This window comes from Flavobacterium fructosi, assembly GCF_042787335.1.
GTDB lineage: Bacteria > Bacteroidota > Bacteroidia > Flavobacteriales > Flavobacteriaceae > Flavobacterium > Flavobacterium fructosi.
The window spans coordinates 46,765-65,458 of record NZ_JBHZQA010000005.1; the positions used below are offsets into that span (position 1 = coordinate 46,765).

12 protein-coding genes and 1 pseudogene are annotated in these 18,694 nt (G+C 34.3%); 5 read left to right on the top strand and 8 right to left on the bottom strand.

Annotation, left to right across the window (positions count from 1 at the left end; all coding sequences use genetic code 11):
• Window positions 1-143 precede the first annotated feature (143 nt).
• Together ACFX5D_RS09450 and ACFX5D_RS09455 are read left to right on the top strand one after the other, a co-directional pair.
• On the top strand, window positions 144-1,436 hold the full coding sequence (locus tag ACFX5D_RS09450) for an aminopeptidase P family protein (protein ID WP_379857952.1): 1,293 nt from the start codon (window positions 144-146) through the stop codon (window positions 1,434-1,436).
• A 274-nt stretch (window positions 1,437-1,710) separates the two neighbouring features.
• Window positions 1,711-2,509: pseudogene (locus tag ACFX5D_RS09455) on the top strand (TIGR00266 family protein).
• 77 nt (window positions 2,510-2,586) lie between these two features.
• Here the strand turns inward: ACFX5D_RS09455 and ACFX5D_RS09460 are convergent.
• Window positions 2,587-3,591: an ApeA N-terminal domain 1-containing protein gene (locus ACFX5D_RS09460; protein ID WP_379858139.1), complete on the bottom strand. Its 1,005-nt coding sequence runs from the start codon at window positions 3,589-3,591 to the stop codon at window positions 2,587-2,589.
• Window positions 3,592-3,948: 357 nt separating this feature from the next.
• Here ACFX5D_RS09460 and ACFX5D_RS09465 point away from each other — a divergent pair, with 357 nt between their 5' ends.
• On the top strand, window positions 3,949-4,731 hold the full coding sequence (locus ACFX5D_RS09465) for an alpha/beta fold hydrolase (RefSeq protein ID WP_379857953.1): 783 nt from the start codon (window positions 3,949-3,951) through the stop codon (window positions 4,729-4,731).
• Here ACFX5D_RS09465 and ACFX5D_RS09470 read toward each other — a convergent pair.
• From ACFX5D_RS09470 to ACFX5D_RS09485, 4 genes are all read right to left on the bottom strand, one after another.
• A complete protein-coding gene (locus tag ACFX5D_RS09470; protein ID WP_379857954.1) occupies window positions 4,728-7,493 on the bottom strand; it encodes a PD-(D/E)XK nuclease family protein in 2,766 nt (921 codons plus the stop codon). The genes ACFX5D_RS09465 and ACFX5D_RS09470 overlap by 4 nt on opposite strands.
• A gap of 64 nt (window positions 7,494-7,557) precedes the next feature.
• Window positions 7,558-8,991 (bottom strand): OmpA family protein, encoded by a 1,434-nt coding sequence (locus ACFX5D_RS09475; RefSeq protein WP_379857955.1) that lies wholly within the window; start codon window positions 8,989-8,991, stop codon window positions 7,558-7,560.
• 135 nt (window positions 8,992-9,126) lie between these two features.
• Window positions 9,127-10,320, bottom strand: a complete 1,194-nt coding sequence (gene kbl, locus ACFX5D_RS09480; RefSeq protein ID WP_379857956.1) for a glycine C-acetyltransferase — start codon at window positions 10,318-10,320, stop codon at window positions 9,127-9,129.
• 67 nt (window positions 10,321-10,387) lie between these two features.
• The gene (locus ACFX5D_RS09485) at window positions 10,388-13,537 is read right to left on the bottom strand and encodes a UvrD-helicase domain-containing protein (protein WP_379857957.1); all 3,150 of its coding nucleotides are present in this window, start codon (window positions 13,535-13,537) and stop codon (window positions 10,388-10,390) included.
• A gap of 235 nt (window positions 13,538-13,772) precedes the next feature.
• On the opposite strand from ACFX5D_RS09485, the gene rbfA reads away from it, so the two are divergent.
• Both rbfA and ACFX5D_RS09495 read left to right on the top strand, forming a co-directional pair.
• Window positions 13,773-14,165: a 30S ribosome-binding factor RbfA gene (gene rbfA / locus ACFX5D_RS09490; RefSeq protein ID WP_379854259.1), complete on the top strand. Its 393-nt coding sequence runs from the start codon at window positions 13,773-13,775 to the stop codon at window positions 14,163-14,165.
• Between the two features lie 3 nt (window positions 14,166-14,168).
• Window positions 14,169-15,368, top strand: a complete 1,200-nt coding sequence (locus ACFX5D_RS09495) for an ABC transporter permease (RefSeq protein ID WP_379857958.1) — start codon at window positions 14,169-14,171, stop codon at window positions 15,366-15,368.
• Between the two features lie 49 nt (window positions 15,369-15,417).
• Here the strand turns inward: ACFX5D_RS09495 and dusB are convergent, their stop codons facing one another.
• The 3 genes from dusB to ACFX5D_RS09510 are packed head-to-tail and all read right to left on the bottom strand — an operon-like array spanning window position 15,418 to window position 18,475.
• On the bottom strand, window positions 15,418-16,410 hold the full coding sequence (dusB, locus tag ACFX5D_RS09500; protein WP_379857959.1) for a tRNA dihydrouridine synthase DusB: 993 nt from the start codon (window positions 16,408-16,410) through the stop codon (window positions 15,418-15,420).
• Between the two features lie 39 nt (window positions 16,411-16,449).
• Window positions 16,450-17,217 carry a TIGR03915 family putative DNA repair protein gene (locus tag ACFX5D_RS09505; protein WP_379857960.1) on the bottom strand — a complete coding sequence of 256 codons (768 nt, stop codon included), beginning with the start codon at window positions 17,215-17,217 and terminating at the stop codon, window positions 16,450-16,452.
• Complete coding sequence (locus ACFX5D_RS09510; protein WP_379857961.1) at window positions 17,195-18,475, bottom strand: putative DNA modification/repair radical SAM protein; 1,281 nt, start codon at window positions 18,473-18,475, stop codon at window positions 17,195-17,197. The genes ACFX5D_RS09505 and ACFX5D_RS09510 overlap by 23 nt, the downstream gene beginning before the upstream one ends.
• Window positions 18,476-18,694: the final 219 nt, after the last annotated feature.

Consider the following 18,694-nt stretch of genomic DNA (forward strand, 5'->3'; position numbering starts at 1 on the left):
TAAAATGATTTAAACTTACTATTTTTGAGTAATCAAAAGTTTAAACACAATTGTTATGAAATAAGCATAAAGAGAAATGGCGTAAATACCAATAGTACCTCTATGCGAATTACATTTGACAAAAAAAATATAAAATTCAACAAATGAAATACCATCAAATCGACCGTGACTTATTTATAAAAAATCGTGCTAAATTCACAGCTCAAATGAAGCCAAAAAGTGTAGCAGTATTTAATTCCAACGATATTTACCCCGTTTCTGCTGACAGTACTTTGCCTTTTGCACAACACCGAGATATTTTTTATTTAAGCGGAGTCGATCAGGAAGAAAGTATTTTGTTACTTTTTCCTGATGCGCCTTACGAACACCAAAGAGAGATGTTATTCCTGAAAGAAACCAGCGAACACATTGCCATTTGGGAAGGTGAAAAACTGACTAAAGAACGTGCTCTAGAAGTTTCTGGAATCCGAACTGTATATTGGTTACCCGAATTTGAAAAAATTCTGTTCGAAATGATGACGCACTCTGATACAATTTATATCAATACGAATGAGCATTATCGTGCAAAAGTGGAAACTGAAACCCGCGAAGCCCGTTTTGTAAAATGGTGGAAAGAGAAATATCCAGCTCATGCGGTCGCAAAAAGCAATCCGATATTGCAACGTCTTCGTTCTGTAAAGGAAAGCGAAGAATTGGATTTAATCCAAAAAGCATGTAACATTACTGAACTTGGTTTTAGACGATTATTGCCTTTCGTGAAACCCAACGTCACCGAATATGAAATTGAAGCCGAATTGATTCACGAATTTGTTCGCAACCGTTCCAAAGGATTTGCTTACACACCTATTATCGCTTCAGGAAACAATGCCAATGTCTTGCATTATATCGAAAACAACCAACAATGTAAAGCCGGTGATTTGATTTTACTAGATGTGGCAGCTGAATATGCTAATTATTCCAGCGATATGACGCGTACCATTCCAGTTTCGGGAAAATTTACCGGCAGACAAAAAGACGTTTACAATGCTGTTTTGCGTGTAAAAAATGAAGCGACCAAAATGCTTGCTCCGGGAACGCTTTGGAAACAATACCATATCGAAGTAGGGAAAATCATGACTTCTGAGTTGCTAGGTTTAGGATTAATCGATAAAGCCGATGTGCAAAACGAAAACCCAGACTGGCCAGCCTATAAAAAATATTTCATGCATGGAACCTCTCACCACATGGGATTGGACACGCACGATTACGGAATTCTAACGGAACCTATGCAAGCTAATATGGTTTTCACGGTAGAACCGGGAATTTACATTCCTGCTGAAGGTTTCGGAATCCGTCTGGAAGACAACATCATCGTTCAGGAAAGTGGCGAACCCTTCAACATGATGCGCAACATCCCAATTGAAGTGGACGAAATCGAAGAATTAATGAACAGTTAATTCCTTAAATACATACAACTAAATCGGTTTACAGCAATGTGAACCGATTTTTTTTTGGGCGCAACCCAGCTTCCGTAAACTCCAGCTGCGTCGGGCTATCCGCTAGAAGTCCTCGTGCCGCAAAAGCGCGGCACTATGGGCTTTCCGCTGCTATCCCTTGCGCGCTTCAACGAGAAAATCTATAACTGAACAACATCAATTCCAAAATTCATCTTAAAGCTCTAACTTCATAATCAAGCTTCCGACTTATTTAAAAACTTAAATTACAGAAATCATGCAAGTACACGAAATAGATTACCACATATATGGCGAGGAAATGCAATATGTAGAAATAGAATTAGATCCACAGGAAATCGTAATTGCCAAAGCCGGAAGCTTTGTGATGATGGACAACAATATCCAAATGGAAACCATTTTTGGAGTGGTTCAAAACAACAATCTGGATTGTTTGGCAAACTTCTGAATGCCGGAAAAAGAGTTCTTACAGGTGAAAGTCTGTTTATGACAGCGTTCATCAATCAAAACAATACTAAAAGCAACGTTTCCTTTGCCGCTCCCTATCCAGGAAAAATAATTCCAATAGACTTGACCCAATTTGGTGGAAAATTCATTTGCCAGAAAGGTTCCTTTCTTTGTGCCGCCAAAGGCGTTTCTATAGGAATTGAATTCTCTAAAAGACTAGGACGCAAACTTTTTAGCGGCGAAGGTTTCATCATGCAAAAAATTGAAGGCGACGGTCTGGCGTTTGTACATATCGGAGGAAAATTGGCCAAAAAGAATTAGCAGCTGGCGAAATTCTAAAAGTGGATACTGGCTGTATTGTAGGTTTCACCAAAGATGTCGATTATAACATTGAATTCATTGGCGGTATCAAGAATTCTATTTTTGGTGGAGAAGGATTATTTTACGCCACACTTCGCGGTCTGGGAACGGTTTACGTACAATCCTTACCTTTCAGCAGACTTGCCGATAGAATTATTGCATCCGCACCAAAAGCTGGCGGAAATAGTCGCGACGAAGGACGTTTATTGGGCGGATTAGGAAGTTTGCTTGATGGAGATAGACGATTTTAAATTTAAATAACCCTACAAGGTTCAAAAGCTTTGTATGTGTTAATTTACTTGTAAATCAATATTTTAAAAAATTTGATTTATAATATATTTTTGTCTAATATCCGATTTGTTGATTGCATTAAAACATAAACTGATGTTGCTTTATTTATAATATCTTTTATATTTTCACTTGAAAAGCCGAGTTGTTTTGATAATTCAACTCCAATTACAAAATCTATCAGAAAAGATATATAAAGCAAGTCAAATTTTGAAAAAATATTTACTTGTGTCTTATTTCCGTGTACATAATAGTCACGAGTTCTTATAACCTTCTTTACAAAACTTTTATACAACTCTTCTTCAATGATCATTATTTCAATAAATATATATTTTAAATCATTAAAATACTTTTCAACTGTTGGGTTCTTATGATTAGCTCCAAATCTTTTATTAAAAGCTTCAAATGAAGCTAGGGAATTTGTAAATCTTCTACTATGGCTTACTTTTATAGATAATATATTTCCTAAAATAATATCGCTACAAAACTGAATATCTTCATTTAAATACCATTCTTGCAAAATTTTATTTAAGTCTTTTTTTATATCGATATAATCGAAACTAATATAATCACTATTATTTTCATTAACGAAATCTTTATTATAATATAAAGAAAACCATTCGCCACAGCTTAAACATTTTATTCTAAATGCTTTAAAATGATTTGATTTGCCATAGAAAAGAATTAAAAATTTTTGAAACGTTTTATATATATCGATCATTTCTATCACGCTTAATTTATTTTGCGAGCTAAATGAAACATATCCAACATTGATAATATTTAGAGAATTTAAATTAGATGTATGTCTGATTGTTTTTATAATTTCAATTTCTAAAAATTTTTCTTTTATAATTATTTTATGCCTAACGTCATCCTCCTTTTCTAACTTCTTGTTTTCGTTATCATACCAATGAAAACTTCTTATCCATTCATTAAAAGCTGAGTTATCAATTTTAAATTCCTTTATTTTTAGATTATATGGATCTATTTTGTGATGTGATGAAACAAAAACATATTCAGGAGAATATTTCTTAAAACTTATTATTCCAACAGAGCTTTATATAATCGAGTTATTGACAAAAGTTAAATATCCAAGATTATTAAAAACACCATAAATAAGTTCTTTTTTGTATTCTGGATATTTGCTAGAAAGATTTGTCTCCAAATAAACAACCCCATCTAAAAACTTTAAAACACAAAAATATTTTATATTGTCATACTCTGGTATCCAAATTTCACCGTAATATTTTCGTTCATCAAACATAATCGTACAAATCTATAAATTGCTCTTCTCAAATATACTATTTTTAATACAAGCGCATTCATGAATTACTTACATGACCTTATATTTCTTAAATGGTTAAATAAATAAAATGCTACTTTTGTAGACTAAATTTCCATTTTGAAACAAATACTCTTTAAAAACACCAACATCTCCTATTCCGATACCGGGAAAGGCATCGCTATTGTCTTGCTTCATGGCTTCTTGGAAAACAAAGGCATGTGGGATTTTTATATTTCGGAGTTTGCTAAAAAAAATCGCGTTATCACGATTGATTTATTGGGACATGGCGAAACGGAATGTTTGAGTTACGTGCAAACGATGGAAGATAATGCCGATGCTGTTCACGCAGTTTTATCGGAATTGCGCATCCGTAAGGCCATTTTTGTTGGACATTCTATGGGCGGTTATGTCGCTCTGGCTTTCGCAGAATTGTATCCTGAAAAGATAAAAGGATTAATTTTATTGAATTCAACTGCAAAAGCAGATAGCGAAGAACGAAAAATAAATCGCGATCGCGCTATTAAAGCGGTGAAACAATCTTTTATAAATTTTGTATCGTTGTCCATTGCTAACTTATTTAGCGAAGACAACAGAGAAAGACTTTCATCAGAAATAGAAAGTGTAAAAATCAAAGCTTTAAAAACACCCCTTCAAGGAATTGTAGCTTCATTGGAAGGAATGAAAATCAGAAAAGACCGAGAAGTTTTATTGCACCTTACTCCCTATCCTAAACTGCTAATTTTAGGAGAAAAAGATCCTGTTTTAAATTACTCAGAAACCAAAGGACAAACAGAAAACACCGAAGTTAAACTCGTTACTTTTCCAGACGGACACATGAGTCACATTGAAAACCAAGAAGAATTATTAAACGTGTTATTGTTGTTTTTTAAAAGAATTTAAATTATTTTCTCCTTAAAAGGAATCTTTACATCTAAAATCTCCATCAACAAAACGACTATTTGTTCTAAATAATTGGATAAAACTTCCTCGTTGATAATTGAATTCATTTCTTTTTCTTCTTTGAAAGCAAATGGAAGAAATCCTCCTTTTAGATTCTTAAAGGAAATAATCCCTGCTTCTATCGGCTTTCCTTTCGCCTCCTCCTCATACATATACGCATAGGACAAAACCTGTATAATTTTATCGCTTTTGATGTCTTCTGTTAAACCTTTCCAGGTTTTAAGAATAACATTTGCTTTATCAACTTTACCCGTCTTATAATCGATAATTCGAATCGTTCCGTTTCGTTCTTCAATTCTATCAACATTTCCTTTTATTAATACCGGAAAAGGCAAGCTAGGGTGATTTAATGATCTCTCGAAAGTTTTTTCTAAAGCCAAGATTTTAATTGCATCCCCATTTTTAATACTTTCTAATTCCACTTTTAAGAAATTCGAAACATTGCGTTTCGCTACTTCAAAAGCCAAAAGATTGCGCCCTTTTTTAATTTCGCCTTCTTTGTAAACTAATTTGAATTGTTTCAACACCTCAACATCAATTTGCTTGAAACAGTTTAATATATCACTTCCCGAAATAAATTTACCAATAAAAGGTTCATATAAAACCTTTAAAGTTTCATGAATAATGGTTCCTAAAGTATTCAAAGCTATGTTTTCTTCGACTTCTTCGACTTCGCTGATGCGCAATATCTTTTGGAAATAAAACTGAATCGGATTCCTGATATAACTCGTCAACGCTGATGGAGAAAACCCTTTTTCTGCAATTTCTTTCAATCGCACCATCACACTTTCTGACTTTGGAATTACCATTGGCTGATATGCCGTTTCGGGTAAAACAGCATTATAAATTTCGTGCGTTAACGTATGATTTTTTTGCTTTTCTACTTCCAGTTGGGTAATGAATCGACTTTTCTCACCCGCGTCTAATCCTTCACTTTCGGTATTATAAAGCAAATAAATGTTTTTGGCCCGTTGTAACAAATGATAAAAATGATACGTATAAATCGCATCTTTCTCTTTGAAAGTTGGTAAACCCAATTCGCGTTTTACATCATACGGGATAAACGAATTCTGGGATTTCCCGGCAGGAAATTTTCCTTCATTCATTGAAGTAACGATTACGGTATCAAAATCCAATACGCGACTTTCCAATACACCCATAATTTGCAAACCATTCAAAGGTTCTCCTTCAAAAGAAACCTCAGCCAAATCAATTACTTGTTTATAAATCGCGTAAAGTGTTTCAATTTCATCTATGTGCTTGTGTTGCGAATAGTAATTAATCAGTTTATTAATTGTTTTAAAAATAGCAAAGACAAAAGCTTTGGTTATTTTCTCCTCTTCGCTATCATTACTAAGATTGTTTTTAATTGTCTGCAGTAAATTAGTAATAGATTCTAAAACTGCAATCGAACCATTTTCCCATTTTTTAAATAGTACCAAAAACAAATCACTCACATCCAAATTGAGTTCAAGCAGCTTTTTATGAGTAATAAATGTATAATTATTTTTATTAATTGTATTGACTAATACGCTGGTTTTCGCATAAGGCTCTACTAAAGGATGCGTCAAAATATCCAGTACATCCTTATAATACAAAACATAATCTTTTGCATTTCTGGACAAAGCATTTGTATGCATCTTGAATAATTTAGCAATCAAAATCTGAGCTGGATTATTTTTACTCGAATAGCCCATTGTTATATTCAAGGCTCCTACACTTGATGGCAAAGAATACAAAAGTGGAACCAATAAATTTTCCTCGCCGAGAACAACCGCCACTTTATCTAATGGCGCGTCTGGATTATTATTGATAATATTTTTTATTACACTCCCTGTAATTTTGGCTTGACCAATAGATTTTGGCGTACCTATAACATGAATATTTTTTGTTTGCGAAAAATCATTTACAATCCATTCAAAAGGATTGGTTTTGTAATGTTTCCAACTTTCTTTAAAACGTCTTACAAACAATCCTGCATCATGATATGGATCATTGAGAAAAGTTTGATCTACATCCCAATATATCTTGGCAAGATCAGAAGCGATTAGATGTTGAATAATTTTTTCTTCAGCGGCATTCAACGCATTGAATCCTGCAAAAACAAACTGTTTGTCTGAAATTGAATTTGAAAAATGATTTAAATTATTTACTGCTTCGCGATAAATTAAACCTTGATAACCAATTCCTTTATTTAATAAATGACTGTAAAGTGATTGATAATAATTAGGGAGTAATTTCCAAAAATCAATATATTTCTCCAGCAATGCCGTTTTATTTTCAACTTCGATTCCCCATTTTTTTATGTCTTCTATATCTTTCAGATAAGACAAAACGTAGGAAGGATCAAGTAAATACCGGTCGATTTCATTAAAATCCTGCAACAATGTTTTTGCCCAATTTGCAAAAAGCTCAAACGACTGTTGATTTGATTTTTCAGTTATAGACAAATAAACTTCATAAAACTCAAACAACAATTCGATTGGATCTATGGATCGAATACCTGAAATATCCTGAATAAAATCTTCAACACTAATAATTTCAGGTGAAAGTATGTTAATTGAAACTTTATTCTTTAAAGCTTCTATCAAAAATATTTTGGCTCGTTTGTTTGGCAAAACAACTATTACATCTGAAAGTTTATCAGCATAATTTTCAATTAAAACGGCGGCTATTTTATCTAAAAAAGAAGTATTTGTCATTTTATAAAAATAAAAAAAACGCCCCGATAAATCGAGGCGTTTTCTATAAATATTTTAGAAAAATTTATTCTTTGATTAAAGAAATTTCAGTTCTTCTATTGTGTGCTTTTCCTTTAGCAGTTTTATTAGTATCAATTGGTTTAGTTTCACCAAAACCTGTAGATTTTAATCTATCAGCAGCAATACCATTCTCAATTAAGTAATTTTTAACTGCAGCAGCTCTGTTTTCAGATAATGTTTGGTTCATTTCGTTAGAACCATCGCTATCAGTATGACCTTCAACTAAGAATCTTGAATACGGATATTCTTTTAAGATTGCAGTAATTGATTGTAAAGTTGGGTAAGTTTGTTTTTTGAATGTAGATTTTCCAGAATCAAACAAGATTGTTCTACTGTACTCATTTAATTTCATCATAACTTCTTCAGAAACTTCAGGACAACCTTGATTTGCAACTGTACCTTTAACATCGATACATTTATCATCTTTGTCTAAAACACCATCTCCGTCAGTATCTGGCCAAGGACAACCTGCGTTTTCTTTAGGACCTGCAACTGTAGGACATTTGTCATCTTTGTCAGCAACACCATCTCCATCAGCATCTGGACAACCATTCAATGCAGCTAAACCAGCAACTTCTGGACAAGCATCATCTTTGTCAGCTATACCATCTCCGTCAGTATCAGGACAACCTTTTAATGCAGCTAAACCAGCAACATCAGGACAAGCATCTTCACTATCTTGAATACCATCTCCATCAGTGTCAGGACATCCGTTGAATTGTTTTAAACCAGCAACTTCTGGACAAGCATCATCTTTGTCATAAATTCCATCACCGTCTGTGTCTTTACCACCAAATTTGAAAGTAAGTCCAGCAGTATGTTGGAAATGTGATGGAGCATCAGGTTTTCCAGCAGCATCTTCTCTATCACCAAATGATTTTTTGTATGCTGTAGCAAAAGATAAACCTATGTTATCAGTAAACCAAAAAGTTAAACCAGCACCTGGGTTAACAGTTCCGTAGCTACTGTCTCCAAAGAACGTATATCCACCACCAACAGACAGGGAAGGATCAATTACTTTAGATTTAAGTAAATTCATAAAACTATATCTAATAGCTCCATCAATACCATAATACATTAAGTCACCAGGGTTAGTTATGATGTAACCACGAGAATCATGACCAACAGCATTTGGAGCAAATTGAACATATTTAGTAATTTTGTTTACAGAACCTTGAACTCCAAAAGTGAAACCATCTCCTACATATCTTGATACAGAAAGATATGATACTGAAGGAAGAATGTTCCAGTTGTCTTTTACAGCAAATGGTTGAGAAAAATGACGATCTGCCCAATTTTTTCCGCCACCAGCACTTGTTCTGGTGTCAACAGCATTAACTCCAAAAGAGATTGCCCATGGATTGTTACTGTCTTGTGCGTGAGAGCTTAATCCCATCACCACCATTACAGCAAATAAAAGTTTGTTAAGATGTTTCATACTTATTTTTTTTTAATTAAATAATTAGTTAATTACAAACAAAAGTAATGCGTAATTTTATAAATACAAAATGAAATGTTAAAATAAACCTACAAATTAGGTCAAAAGTGGAAATTATATAACTTCAAATGAAAATTATATAACTTTTAGCATCTTACCCACTTCAATAAAAGCATTAATTGCTTTATCTAAGTGATCTTTAGTGTGAGCCGCTGATAATTGGACTCTAATTCTAGCCTTATCTTTTGGAACCACCGGAAAAAAGAAGCCAATTACGTAAATTCCTTTTTTCAACAGCTCGTTTGCCATATTCTGTGACAATTTGGCATCATATAACATTACCGGAACGATCGCTGAATCGCCATCAATGATATCAAAACCGGCTTTTTTCATTCCTTCTTTAAAATAATTAGTATTCCACTCTAATTTATCCCGTAAAACAGTGTCCCTTTCTAATATTTCAAAGACTTTTATGGAAGCTCCAACAATGGCAGGAGCCAAAGAATTTGAAAATAAATAAGGTCTGGATCGTTGACGCAGTATTTCAATAATTTCTTTTTTTGCTGTCGTATAACCACCCATGGCGCCTCCAAGTGCTTTTCCTAAAGTTCCTGTAATGATATCTGCACGACCCATCACCCCTTTTGCCTCGAGCGTTCCTTTTCCAGTTGCGCCAATAAATCCGGCAGCGTGACATTCGTCAACCATAACCATAGCATCATATTTATCAGCTAAATCACAAATTTTATCCAGAGGCGCTACTACTCCGTCCATAGAGAAAACACCGTCCGTAACAATCAATTTAAAACGACTTCCATCTTCCGTAGCTTTTATCAGTTGTTGTTCCAAATCTTCCATATTGCTATTTTCATAGCGATAGCGTGCCGCTTTACACAAACGAACCCCATCGATAATAGAAGCATGATTTAAACTATCCGAGATAATGCAGTCTTGTTCTCCTAAAAGTGGCTCAAAAACCCCACCATTAGCATCAAAAGCAGCTGCATAAAGAATAGTATCTTCGGTTCCGTAAAATTCAGAAATCTTTTTTTCCAATGTCTTGTGGATATCCTGAGTTCCACAAATAAAACGCACGGATGACATTCCGAAGCCATGCGTATCCAAGGCATCTTTTGCAGCTTGTACAACCTCAGGGTGTGATGACAATCCAAGATAATTATTGGCACAAAAATTTAAAACTGTTTCTCCTGTTGAAATCGTGATTTCGGCTCCTTGTGGTGAAGTGATTATTCTTTCTGATTTAAAAATCCCGTTATCTACAATAGTTTTAAGTTCTGATTGCAGGTGTTGTTGTATTTTTCCGTACATGATATTTTTAAAGTTTAATATTTAAAGCCTTGTCTGATGCTATAAAAGCCTAAGTTTATAAATTAGATTACAAATGTACTACATCGATTGCTGAACCTATATACACAAGCGCTTTTTTTACCACTTTATACCCCATTAATTCTATTGCATGTTGATAATTTTCCAATTGTAATTGGTATTTTGGATTGTGAGTTCCTGTTTTATAATCCAACAAAAACACTTCTTTATCTTTGTTAATGGCCATTCGGTCAGGCTTAATGGCTTTCCCTTGCTTTTGGATTATCGTTTGTTCGTTTAAAACCTCATTTTCTTCAGAAAAATAAGTTGAAAGTTCACTATGATTAACAATTTCCTGAATACTATTGTAAACCGTTTCTTTTTGTCCAAAAGTAATTAATCCACTCTCGATAGATTTTGTAATCGCTAAATCCACATCGGCTTTTGTTTTTACGAAAGATAAAATCTCATGAACTAAATTACCGTACTCTATCGCTTCCTGCTGATACGTTCCCCACATAAGAGCTTCGCGTTGTGCAATTTTTATGTTTTTGGGATTGAGAATTTCTGTCACCACGGGAATCGTTTTAGAAGTATCGACATGCTTCTTTTCATCTGATAATTTGGTTGAATTCCCAAATTCATATTCCAATTTACTTTCGTCAAATTCTCCTTTACTCATCAAATAATTTATAAAAAAAGCACACGTGTTATTTTTTGGAATTTCTTCTTTTCGGGACAAATTCATATTGGAAATAACATATAATTGTTCTTCGGCACGAGTTAAAGCCACATACAAAACGTTGATATTATCCAACACTTCTTCCTGCTTTTTTAGGTTATAAACCAATGATGCTTCCTCGCCAAATCCTTTTACCGCACTACTATTATCAATTAAAACTTTAGGCAAACCTATAGTTTCCTCTTCGGCGTTGAGCCATAGTTTATCTTTGGGCTTTCTATTGTAATCTTCTTCAGCAAAAGGAAAAATAACCACCGGAAATTCCAAACCTTTCGATTTATGAATGGTCATAATCCGAACGGCATTATTTCCTTCTGGCGAAGGAATACTGAATTTCTCGGCATTTTTATCCCAAAAATTTATAAAATCAGAAATTCCTGCTTGGTTTCGAATGTCTCGTTCCAAAACAATATCCAGAAAATATTGGACGTAGGCGTTGCTTACTTTTGGATTTAGGAATTTTGAAATAATAACCTCGACAGCCTCATACAATGATTTTTTTCTAATATTTTGGAACGAAAGTGAGATATCGAAACTCTTCAGCCAATTTTCGAAGTCGGTTTCTTGAAATAAAGCCATTCCTTGCGCAATGAAATCATGAACTGGCATTTTATCCTGAATATGCTCTCCAATATAATGCAAGAAATAAGCCTTCGCTTCCAAATCGGCGTTGTTTTTTAAGTATTTTAATAAATGAATTATTAAACGAACTTCAGTGGCGTTTTGTATCATCAAGGTTTCTGATGACAAAAGCGGAATTTTTTGTTCTGTCAAATAATTAGCAATCGCAATTCCCTGGCTTCTTTTTCTGGTCAGAATCACGATATCCTTGTATTCAAAACCTTTCTTAATTACTTTTTGAATCATGTTTAATGTCGCTAAAACATATAATTCGGTTTTATCCAAGGCTTCTTCTTCGTCTTCTGAAGTTTCCACTTTTGGAATAAACGAAATATTTACATAACCGCCCTTTTTATCATTTGTCTTTTGATGACTGTGATTTTCGTATAAATCTTTATAATCTAAATGTTCAAATTCATTTGATAATAATTGAAAAAGATCATTATTGAATTCAATTACCTGAGAATAACTTCTATAATTTTTATCTAAATGTTCCAGAACTTTCTCTGGATTATTGAACGGATTTTGGTCTTTGCTTAAGTCGATAAATTGCTCCGCTTTTCCGCCACGCCATCTGTAAATAGATTGTTTTGGATCTCCTACAATCATCAAAGTTCCTTTTTCGCCATCAATTTCACTGGAAGTCGCATTATCAATAAGCGGAATTAAATTCTGCCATTGCATTTCGGACGTATCCTGAAATTCGTCAATAAAAAAATGACGATAGCGCTCTCCCAATCTTTCATATATAAAAGGCGCTGGCTGGTTTTGAATTTCCCTATGAATAATTGCATTAAATTCTGAAATGGAAAGTACATTTTGCTCGCTTTGAATTTTTGCTAATTCATTGCTCACCGTATTCAGTAATGATAGTGGCGTAATATTTTTTAGAAAAGCTTTGTAAAAATCTCTTTTTTCGAAAGTTTTATAAATACGATCCAAAATCTGCAATAAATCCGGGATTATGTTTTCAATAATCGCTCTGTCTTTTGCCGTTTTATTGATTTTTATATCATCAAACTCGTGATAGGTTTTGTTTTTTGGATTGAATTTTCCTTCTTGAATACTCAACAAATGTTTTGGAAAATGCCCCGCCGAAAATGATTTAGTATCAATTCCGTTTTTATCTATTAATGACAATGCTTCTTCAGCAAAAACAACGCTTTCTTTTTCTAAAACTTTGCAGGCTTCGGATAATTTGTTTTTTATTTCAACAAATTCAGCGATGGATTTATCTTGAAAATGCGTGATTTCGTTTCTGTTATTTTCATTAAGAACTAAACGACCAGTATCGAGGATCTCGCGTGAAATATCCCAAGATTTATCATCGTCGGTTTTCTCCATCGTGAAATCTATTAACAGTTTTGTTAATGTTTCATCTTCTCCGGCTTGGGCAATAATGGCATCAACGGCTTCAATCAATAAATTTTCAGTGTCCAAAGTGACTTCAAAAGTCATGGGTAAATTCAAATCGTGTGCAAAAGCCCGAATCACTTTATGCGTAAATTTATCAATGGTAGAAATATCGAAAGCAGCATAATTGTGAATGATATGCTTGATGATTTGTTGCGATTTAATTTTGATTTCAATAATGGAAAGTTCCGTGTCTACAGCCAAATCCTGCATTAAATCCTGTGCTTTTGAACTTGGTTCGTCTTTGGCAAATTCAGATAAACTGCCTACGATTCGGCTTTTCATTTCGTGTACCGCTTTGTTGGTAAACGTAATGGCGAGAATGTTGCGATAAGCATCATTTTTTTTGGCAACAAGGATGATTTTTAGGTATTCTTTGACAAGCGCATAAGTTTTTCCGGAACCTGCTGATGCATCGTATATGGAGAAGGAAGGTCTTTGCATTTAAATTTTTGATTTCTGATTTACGATTTTGGATTTAGAAGTAGCGTTATAATTCCCCAAATCCCCTAGCCCTGATGGAAACGACATCCTTTCTTGCTGTCCCGAAGCTTCGGGGTGGCAGGAAAGATATAGTGAACAGCAGGAAATAGCTCCTAAAAATACAACTATTGCTAGGTTGTTTTTAAAAATTGTCCCGAAACTTCGGGATAAAATTTAAAAGTAGTATTTTTGCAGCATGGAAACAAATAGACAGAAAAAAATAGGTGGGGTGATCCAAAAAGATTTGGTTGATATTCTGCAAGGTGAAGTGAGAAAAAACGGACTGGCTAATTTAATCATTTCGGTATCCAAGGTTACGGTAACTACAGACTTATCAGTAGCGACAGTGCATTTAAGCGTTTTCCCTCAGGATAAAGCCAAAGAAATTTTAGAGGCGGTAAAGTCCAATGCTAAAACAATAAAACATGATTTATCACAAAGAGTTCGTTTACAATTAAGAAAAGTTCCAAATTTGGTTTTCTTTATTGACGACTCTTTAGATTACATTGAAAAAATTGATAATGCCTTAGCGAATAGAGATAATCCTATAGAAAACAGAGACCTTCTGGACAAACGCAGATTCCAATAAAACTTGAATTTCCCTCTTTACATAGCCGAACGCTATATTCGTAGCAACAGTAAAAACAATGCGATCAACATCATCAATCGAATTGCCAGCATGGGAATTATTGTTGGCGCGATGGCTTTGTTTGTGGTTTTATCTGTTTTTAGCGGGCTGAAAGTTTTTAGTCTTTCGTTTACCAATGACATTGATCCCGATTTAAAAATAAGCAGTACTTTAGGGAAATCATTTCTTGTTTCTCCTGATCAGGAAAGCCAAATCAAGAAAATTGACGGTCTTGCTTCATATACCAAAATAATTGAAGAACGGGTCTTATTTACTTTTGATGGGAAACAAGAAGTTACCTATCTCAAAGGTGTTGATGCTAATTTCAGCAAAGTTAACGCTATTAAAAAAAAGCTTTTTAACGGTCAATGGTTGAAACCAAATACGTATCAAGTGGTCGTTGGTTATGGCATTGCCCAGAAGTTTTCGATGGGTTTACTTGATTTTAATAATCAACTGGAAGTAATGGTGCCAAAGGCTGGTAAAGGCAGTATTGAAAATGAAGAACAAGCCTTTAACAAAACAGATATCATTCCTGTAGGGATTTATGCCATCAGCGAAGATTTAGATTCGAAATATGTTTTTGCCGATTTAGGTTTAGCACAAGAATTATTGGAATATAAAACCAATCAGGTTTCAGGAATTGAAATCAAAACGAAAACTGGTGCTGCTGACAGTTCCATCATCAAGCAACTTCAAACCATTTTCAACAATAAAATCACCGTAAAAAATAGGGCTCAACTTAACGAGTCGCTCTACAAAATGTTGAATACCGAAAATATTGCGGTTTATTTAATATTTACATTGGTAATCGTCGTAGCCCTTTTTAACTTGATTGGCGCTTTGATTATGATGATTTTAGACAAAAAAGGGAATCTAAAAACCCTTTTTAATTTGGGAACCGAAATCAAAGATTTGCGAAAAATATTTCTGCTTCAAGGTACTTTATTGAGTGTTTTTGGCGGAATTATCGGGTTGGTTTTAGGGATTGTAATTGTGTTGCTGCAACAACATTTTCAACTGGTTATGATCACACCTACACTGGCGTATCCCGTGATTTTCTCTCTCGAAAATGTATTGATTGTTATGGGAACAATTGTTGCCTTAGGCTTTATTGCTTCGCTGATTGCGAGTAGCCGCGTGAGCAAGAAGCTGTTGGAATAAAACCTAAACTAACTCTTTTAGGATTTTAAACCCTAAAAAGGTTGAACGACTAAACAACCTCATAACCCGCATACGCTTCTTCGATTTCATTCAAAGCGGCGAACAATTCTTCAGGTCGGTCTAAGGTTACCAATTGTTGTTTGAATGGTTTAAAAGAATGGATTCCTTTGAAATAATTGGTATAATGTGGTCTTGTTTCCACAATTCCCAATCGTTCGCCTTTCCATTCCATGGCCCAAGTGAGGTGATTTCGAACTGCTTCGACTCTATCAATAACGGTAGGTTTAGCTAAATGTTCTCCAGTTTTAAAGTAATGTTTGATTTCGTCAAAAATCCAAGGATAACCAATCGCAGCACGACCAATCATGATGCCATCAATCCCGTATTCGTTTTTGTACTGTAATGCTTTTTCGGGTGAATCAATGTCGCCATTACCAAAAATAGGCATGGTAATTCTTGGATTATTTTTTACACGGGCAATATGCGACCAGTCAGAATGGCCTTTGTACATTTGCGCACGAGTTCTGGCGTGGATGCTTAAAGCGGCAACACCAATGTCTTGCAGACGCTCCGCAACTTCATCAATATTAATAGAATTATCGTCCCAACCCAAACGCGTTTTTACAGTTACTGGCAAATGCGTGCTGGCAATAACGGCTTTAGTCAGACGAATCATCAAATCTACATCTTTGAGAACTCCGGCTCCTGCACCTTTACAAACCACTTTTTTGACGGGGCAACCAAAATTGATATCTATTAAATCCGGGTTTACAGTAGACACAATCTTTGAGGACATTGCCATCGCTTCCTCGTCACCACCAAAAATCTGGATTCCAACAGGACGCTCGTAATCAAAAATATCTAATTTCATTCGGCTTTTGATCGCGTCACGAATCAATCCTTCGGAAGAAATAAATTCGGAGTACATCATATCGGCACCATGCATTTTACACAATCTACGAAACGGCGGATCGCTGACATCTTCCATAGGTGCAAGAAGTAACGGGAAATCTGGTAATTCTATGTTGCCAATTTTTATCAAGGTAATTTTTTTTGCAAAAATACGGAAATGTTTGTAAGTCTAAAACATTTTCTTTTCGGTTAGGTATTTCCAATAGCGTTTTGGAACATGCTGTACGTGTAGCTTGGTGTTTTTTCGTTCTTTTATATTAGTATGGTCAAAATATTCCCACCACAGTTTCTGATAATTGATTTCTGTGTCCGAAAAAACTTGATTGTTTTTATCATCTAATGATTTAATATCTAAATCCATCATCACAATTTCGGCGTCTTTTAAATCGTAATAGACACCATATTTACGTCGTAAATCATATATAATCCACTTCTGATCTTGGTACCGGTTTTTAAAATGCTTAATAATCAATGTTAAAACATCAAAATCAGGATCAATTTTGGCAAAATAAATACCGTCTTTCAATTGTTCGAACCTAATAAAGGCTTCCATTCGGTGCTTTTCGCGCCCCACATTTTTGGTTAGTTGAGAAATTTGCAATACACTTTCATTTGCAAAATCCTTCATAATATTTATGGTAGGATTTTGAACCGCATAATTTATCATATCAAAAATCACATCTTCAACACCTATTTTTTCCGACAGAAAAGCGTAAATGATACAGCGAACACCATCACTTCCAATTTGTGCGTTGAGCTTTTTAATAACCCGATCGGATTTAGAAATATCGGTACTAATTTCTATTTTTTCAGCAAATAAATTGTGCTGTAAATCGTCTTTTTTACTGATTTTTGGGTTTGAATATTTGAATTCATAGATTTCAAAAACTGCAGTTAATAAACCCTCAAAAGTATTATCGTAGGAAAGTTGTGTCATTGAGTAATGATAATTGATTATCAAACGGTTTCTCAAATTTTGATTTCATATCACTGAGAATAATTTCCTTTAAATTCAAAGCGTTCAAAAATTTTAAATGGGTATTTTCGTTGCTTACGGATATGAAATATTTTGCTCGGTTAATCGATACACCTATTTTTTTTAAATGTTCCATGGAAAGATTTTGGAATCGTCTGGCATGAACAATTTTATGTGCCGATTTTACTCCTATACCCGGAACACGAAGAATCATTTCAAGCTGAGCATTTTGAATAATTACTGGAAACTGCGTGATGTTCCGAAGAGCCCATCCCATTTTTGGATCAACTTCTAAATCGAGAAATGGGTTATTTTTTTCCAGAATTTCATTGGCTTTAAACCCGTAAAAACGCATCAGCCAATCGGCTTGATACAATCTGTTTTCACGTACCAACGGAACTTGAGCACCGATGGCTGGCAATCGTGCATCATTGGAAACTGGCACATAACCAGAATAATAGACACGTTTTAAATTAAAATTATTATAAAAATGATCGGCAACCTGAATGATTTGAAAATCGTTTTCTTGAGTTGCCCCAACAATTACTTGTGTGCTTTGTCCAGCTGGTGCAAATTTAGGTGTGCTTTTGAATTTTTTCTTTTCTTCCTTGTATTGAATCAATTCGTTTTTTACAAAACGCATCGGCTTAATCATGTCTTGATGATTTTTATCTGGCGCCAATAATTTCAATCCAGATTCAGTAGGAATTTCTAAATTCATACTCAACCTATCTGCGTATAATCCGGCTTCTCGCATTATTTCATCAGAAGCTCCAGGAATACTTTTAAGGTGAATGTACCCATTGAAATTATGTTCTAACCTTAATTTTTTGGCTACTCGAACTAAACGTTCCATCGTATAATCGGCATTTTTAAAAATTCCTGAACTTAAAAAAAGACCTTCAATATAATTTCTTCTGTAAAAATTGATGGTCAAATCAACCACTTCTTCTACGGTAAAAGCGGCTCGCTGAATGTCATTACTTTTTCGAGTGACACAATACGCGCAATCATAAATACAAAAATTGGTAAGTAATATTTTTAGCAAGGAAACACATCGTCCATCTTCGGTGTAGGTATGACAAATTCCAGAAGCCGATGAATCGCCGAGTCCTTTATTGATGTTTTTTCGGTTCCCGCCACTTGAGGAACAGGATACATCATATTTTGCTGCGTCTGCCAGAATTTCTAATTTTTCTTTGATTTTATCGTAATCCACTATACCGTTTCCTTTCTTTTATTCAAACAAAAGTAAGGTTAATAATAATTGTAAAACAGCTATTTAACATTTTTGTGTTCTAGTGAAAACCTTCTTTTGGACGGCAAAATATTTAAAGAAATTGTGAAAAGTTTGCTTTATATTTGCAAACTCAAAGTAGGGCATAGAAAGCCTTGGACAGATAGAAAAAAGAAGATGATATGTTATGCATTTCATGTT